The 5,315-nt window shown below is 35.4% G+C and carries 6 protein-coding genes; 3 read left to right on the forward strand and 3 right to left on the reverse strand.

The features are described from left to right. The first annotated feature begins 156 nt into the window (after positions 1 to 156). Genes aroB through ABZA26_RS06780 form a run of 3 tightly spaced genes read left to right on the forward strand, consistent with a single transcriptional unit; the run spans position 157 to position 3,410 of the window. The gene (gene aroB, locus ABZA26_RS06770) at positions 157 to 2,136 is read left to right on the forward strand and encodes a 3-dehydroquinate synthase (RefSeq protein WP_372713761.1); all 1,980 of its coding nucleotides are present in this window, start codon (positions 157 to 159) and stop codon (positions 2,134 to 2,136) included. A gap of 18 nt (positions 2,137 to 2,154) precedes the next feature. Beyond that, positions 2,155 to 2,424 carry an acylphosphatase gene (locus ABZA26_RS06775; protein ID WP_372713762.1) on the forward strand — a complete coding sequence of 90 codons (270 nt, stop codon included), beginning with the start codon at positions 2,155 to 2,157 and terminating at the stop codon, positions 2,422 to 2,424. 26 nt (positions 2,425 to 2,450) lie between these two features. After that, positions 2,451 to 3,410: an iron-containing alcohol dehydrogenase gene (locus tag ABZA26_RS06780; protein WP_372713763.1), complete on the forward strand. Its 960-nt coding sequence runs from the start codon at positions 2,451 to 2,453 to the stop codon at positions 3,408 to 3,410. Between the two features lie 41 nt (positions 3,411 to 3,451). Here the strand turns inward: ABZA26_RS06780 and ABZA26_RS06785 are convergent, their stop codons facing one another. From ABZA26_RS06785 to ABZA26_RS06795, 3 genes are all read right to left on the reverse strand, one after another. Next, a complete protein-coding gene (locus ABZA26_RS06785) occupies positions 3,452 to 4,057 on the reverse strand; it encodes a TetR/AcrR family transcriptional regulator (protein ID WP_372713764.1) in 606 nt (201 codons plus the stop codon). Positions 4,058 to 4,129: 72 nt separating this feature from the next. Beyond that, a complete protein-coding gene (locus tag ABZA26_RS06790) occupies positions 4,130 to 4,876 on the reverse strand; it encodes a MipA/OmpV family protein (RefSeq protein WP_372713765.1) in 747 nt (248 codons plus the stop codon). A gap of 90 nt (positions 4,877 to 4,966) precedes the next feature. Continuing rightward, the coding region (locus ABZA26_RS06795) for a polysaccharide deacetylase family protein (protein WP_372713766.1) at positions 4,967 to 5,315 on the reverse strand (349 nt) is incomplete at its 5' end.

The following is a 5,315-nucleotide window of genomic DNA, read 5'->3' on the forward strand; positions in this document are numbered from 1 at the left end:
AATTGCGAAAGGATCTTTTTAAAGTACGGTAAAATTTGTGAAGGATACTAAAAAAACTAGGTTGAATGAGGTGTGACTGTTTTTTTTTGTTCCGTTGTAATGCCTGGTTTATTGGTGTATAATTTATGAAACTTTTATAGAAAGGGGTGGTAAAGAATGAAAGAGATAAGAATGGATTTAGGGGATAGAAGCTATCCTATCCTTGTGAATAAAGGAATAATAGGTGAACTTAAAAATTACGTAGATAAATATGAAAAAATAATTTTATTATCAAATACAAAAGTAGGGGCTCTCTATGCTGAAAAAATCCTGGATATATTGGAAAGTACAGGTAAAAATATAAATTATTTTGAAGTAAGTGACGGAGAAGAGCACAAGAGCATAGAAAGTGCCTTTGGAATATATGATTTCATGGTTGAAAATGATTTTGACAGGAGTTCCCTTGTAATAAGTCTGGGGGGAGGAGTAATAACAGATCTTGGAGGTTATGTGGCTGCTACTTATATGAGGGGGATTGACTTTATACAGATACCGACCTCTCTGCTATCTCAGGTGGATGCAAGTATAGGGGGGAAGGTGGCAGTGAACCATCCCAAGGCAAAAAACCTTATAGGGGCTTTTTATCAGCCTAAGCTTGTTTTGATAGATGTGGATTTCCTAAAAACTCTTCCTGAAAAAGAGTTTAAAGCAGGAATGGGGGAAATCATAAAGCACTCATTTTTGAAAGATGACGATTATTTTGATTATCTGGTGGACAATGCACAGGCTGTAAGAAACCTGAATCCTGACAAAATTATAGAGGTCATAAAAAGATCTTGTGTAATAAAGAAGAATATAGTAGAAGAGGATGAAAAAGAAAAAGGAATAAGGGCCATAGTAAACCTGGGGCACACCTATGGGCATGCACTGGAGACAGCTACAGAGTATAGAGGGTATTCACACGGTGAAGCTGTAGCCAAGGGGATAATATATGAGATACTACTGTCTCAGAAACTGGGGTATATAGGAAAAGATTTTTTAGATAGAGGAAAAACTATATTTGAGAAGTATGAAATTGATTGTGAACCTATAAAAATAGAAATTGAAAGAGTCATTGCTCTCATGAAAAAAGACAAAAAAAATAAAGGCGGAAAAATAAAGTTTGTCCTTCCTACGGGAAAAGGAAGTGTATCTGTAGAGGACGTTTCTGAAGACATAATAAGAGAGGTAAATGAAGAACTAAATAAAAGAGTTATAAAGGGAGTCGTGGATATAGGGACAAATTCCTGCAGATTATTCATGGCCGAAGTTGAAAAAAACGAAGAAGGATACTCCATCAAGAGAAAGCTTTATAAAGAGCTGGAAATAACGAAACTGGGAGAAAAAGTAAATGATAACGGATACCTTTTAGACAGTGCTATGAACAGAACTTCTAAGGTTCTGAGAAGCTACTCTGATAAAATGATCAGCTACGGCGTAACTGAAAAGCTGGTGTGTGCCACTTCTGCCACGAGAGACTCGGCAAACAGAGACGAGTTTATAGCCAGGGTAAAAAATGAATCTGGTCTTGAGATAAAATGCATCACAGGAGATGAAGAGGCAAAACTTAGCTTTAAGGGTGCAGTAAATGATATAGAAGAAGAGCTTCTATTGGTCGATATAGGAGGAGGGAGCACTGAATTTATAAAGGGCTCTGGGGACAACATAAATTTTATGAAAAGTTTTAATATAGGGGCTGTGAGGGTGACAGAAAAATTCTTTGAAAATGACAACCACAGCGAGGAAAATATAAGGTCGGCTGAGCAGTGGGTCAAAAATGAAATTGAAGAGATAAAAGAACTAAGCTCAAAAAAATTCTTACTGGCAGGAGTGGCCGGGACAGTTACCACCAATGTAACTGTTCTAGAAAAAATGGCTGAGTATGACGCTGAAAAGGTACACAGATACAAGCTCACCATGGAAAATATAGATGAAAACATTAAACTTTATCTATCAAAAAATATTGAGGAAAGAAAAAAAATAAAAGGACTTCCACCTAAACGTGCCGAAGTAATAATTGCAGGGACTTTTATTCTTAAGTGGATAATGGAAATACTGGGAAGAGATGAGATACTAGTATCTGAAAATGATATTTTAGAAGGTATGATGGAAAGCTAAGAAAGGAGTGTGGTATTTATGCTTACGCACCACTTCATAGTGAAAGGACGTGTACAGGGGGTAGGTTACAGGTTTTTTACTTACCACATAGCAAATGAGTATAATATAAAGGGATGGGTAAAAAATCTCTGGAACGGTGATGTAGAGATACTTGCTCAAGGGGAAACCCGCCATATTGAGGTATTTAAAAAATTACTGGAAGCCGGGCCGCCCTCTTCTAAGGTAAAAAATATAGAGGAAGATGTTTTTGACGGGAAAAAATATGATGATTTTGATATAGAATATTGAGGTCATGGGACGCTGGAGGTAATATTATGGGGAAACAGCTTATATCACCAATAAGCCTTATTGGTTCAGGAGCACTTAAGGAAGCAGGAGAAGAGCTGAAAAAACTGGGATTAAAAAAGGGTTTCATAGTGATATCAAAAGCTCTTTCTGAAAAAGGTTTGTTAAAAAACTTAACTGATATTTTTGATGGTAACTCCCTGAATTATTTTGTATATGCCATAGAAAATATGAATCCTGACCTGGAAATAATAGAAGACGGGATAAAAGAGTTTTCAGAAAGTAACTGTGATTTTATAATTTCCTTTGGAGGAAGAGATACTGCAAAGTGTGCCAAGGGAATAGCTATGGGTCTAAAGTGTTATGAGGAAAATAATTCCATAAACTGCTATATAAATGCAGAGATACCATTTGCAGCAGTGGTTATAAATTCCTGGATAAATGATGACAACAGCATATACCAGTATCATCAGCATAAGGTGAAACTGAATAAAACTGTAAATCCTTTTATGGTGGTCATAGACTCTGAGCTGATCAGAAATCTTCCTACAGATGCCATGGCTTCTGTTGGGATAGATTCTCTCACCTATTCTGTGGAGGCACTTGTATCTACTGGAGCCACTCTTATAAGTGATACCTTTGCCTTTGAAGCTTTAAAAATTTTAAAGAAAAATTTGGAGGATTTTATAAAGGGGAAGAACTCTAAGGAGATAAGAGAGCAACTGACCTATGCAAACTATCTTGCCAATATGGCATTTAATAATATTGCAGTGGTACCTGGTCAGATAGAAAGGACAAGCGGATTTCACACTCCTGCCTTCGATATGGAGTCTATAGATACAAAAATGAAGGACATTGCTGAGATTTTGGGGATTGACTCGAAAGATGAGAAGATAAGTATAGAGGTAATGGAGGAGATAAAAAGACTTTCGAATATGATTAAAGTAAAACCTAGCTTAAGAAAAGATGAAAATGTAATCATGTATTAAAAAGACACCGACAAAAAAGTCCCGCTGTGCAAGCGGAACTTTTAGTCGGTGTCTTTAGTTCCAAGTTTTCTAAGGAGTTCGGTATAAGAACTAGGTATGATTTTTTTTAGATATTTTCTTATTTTATCCTCTTCGTCGAATATAAAAGCAATTTTTTTCAGAGAAAAAAATAGGCTTTCAGCTACAAAAGAATGAATCTCTTGGTCTTCAATAATAAGACCCTCCTCAATTTTTAGAATTTCAGCTCTTTTAATGGAAATATGTTTTAAGGTTTCTATAATTTTATGCTCGAAATCCTCAAATTTTGTTCCCTTGCTTCCTGCAAAAAGTATAGAAAGCTTTTTTTTGTTGTATATCAGAAAATTTGATAGTAGATCTACATAAAATGTGAGTTTCTGTTCATGGGTTAATTTTGATAATTTATCATGATATGTGTCGAAAATATTTATAAAATTATTATAGGTAGCTCCTATAACTGCCTCAAAAAGAGAAGCCTTGTTTGGGAAATATCTGTATATATTCCCCAAAGTTATACCTGAATTATCAGCGATACTTCTCATGGTGGTTTTTTCATAACCATTTTTCCAAAATTCATTTAATGCAGAATTATATATATCTTTATAAACAGTTTCTTTTTTTACCTGCAAAGATAACACCTCCGGAGTAGCAGTTTAAGAATTCAGCTGGTTTCAAGTTTTGTAAAAACCTGTTCCTGTATATTAAAAAGTATATTTTGCTCCAACTCCTACCTTATAGAGAATATCCTCTTCTACTATAGGAGATTTGCTTATTTCATCTGAAAGTTTTTCTAATCCGAAGAATCCAATGAGGGATAGATGCTCAGTAACAATATACTCTGCTCCAAAGTCTATACCAAATGTATAGGCCGGATCTGGAGCATAAGAACCACTGATTCCAGAATTTCTGTCGGCTTCTGTCTGAGTTACCCCAAAGTAATAATCAGTATATTCTTCACTGAGGTATTTTATATACACTTTAGGAATAACTGAGAAACGGTCTGTTAAAAAATATGATTTAAAGGCGAAAGCCCCTAAACTTCCTCCCTCTTCTCCTAAAGAAGCAAAGCCTCCTAATTTTAAATCATACCAACTGGTATCATAGACTACTTTTACTCCTCCTTCGATCTGATAATCTCTGTCATCAATATCGTCGTATCCACTACTTAAATCAGAAGCATCAACCTTATATCCTCCCATTGGATTAGCAAAAAGAGACAGGGTGAAAGAGTCTTCCTGATACATATTGTAACCGATCTCCACTCCCTTCAGATAAAAATCATTGTATGTAATATCAAAGTATGGAACAAAAAAATCATTATAGTCAACACCTTTGTAAGGGCTTGAGCCTACTCCAGTTCCTCCGCCTATGGTGAGATTATTGTCAGAAGCAAAAATGTTAATTGGGACCGCAGCTAAAATGAGAATGGCAGTTAAAATTTTTTTCATATATCTCCCCCTGTATAAAATTATATCTATAGCTAAATTATAATCAAATAAAAGTATTTAATCAACTAAAAAAATAGAGAGATGACAAAGTCATCTCTCGCTCTTTTGTTCTCTTTTAATCTTAATAAAATTATAATTTCCTTTTATTTTCCTTTTGAATCCCATGGAGTTTATTGTAGGGAAGATACCGATTCTTCTTATCTGAAAAAGATCGTCAGAGAAACATACGCTTCCAGAGTCTGTAGCTACGGCAAATTTATATCCCGCTTCTTCTGCCATCTGTTTTACCCTGTCATTTAGATCACCAGAGGGGTATGCAAAGGATATAAGTTTTTTATCCAGAAGATTTTCCAGAGTCTCTTTTGATTCAAAGATCTCATCTCTAGCCTCTTCGGGCTCTAAACGGGAAAGTTTTGCATGGGTTTTTGTATGTCCCCCA

It is taken from the genome of Ilyobacter sp. (genome assembly GCF_041583315.1).
Lineage (GTDB): Bacteria > Fusobacteriota > Fusobacteriia > Fusobacteriales > Fusobacteriaceae > Ilyobacter.

Coding starts and splice junctions, on each gene's coding strand:
- aroB (WP_372713761.1), top strand. CDS start 157: ATGAAAGAGATAAGAATGGATTTAGGGGATAGAAGCTATCCTATCCTT.
- ABZA26_RS06775 (WP_372713762.1), top strand. CDS start 2,155: ATGCTTACGCACCACTTCATAGTGAAAGGACGTGTACAGGGGGTAGGT.
- ABZA26_RS06780 (WP_372713763.1), top strand. CDS start 2,451: ATGGGGAAACAGCTTATATCACCAATAAGCCTTATTGGTTCAGGAGCA.
- ABZA26_RS06790 (WP_372713765.1), bottom strand. CDS start 4,876: ATGAAAAAAATTTTAACTGCCATTCTCATTTTAGCTGCGGTCCCAATT.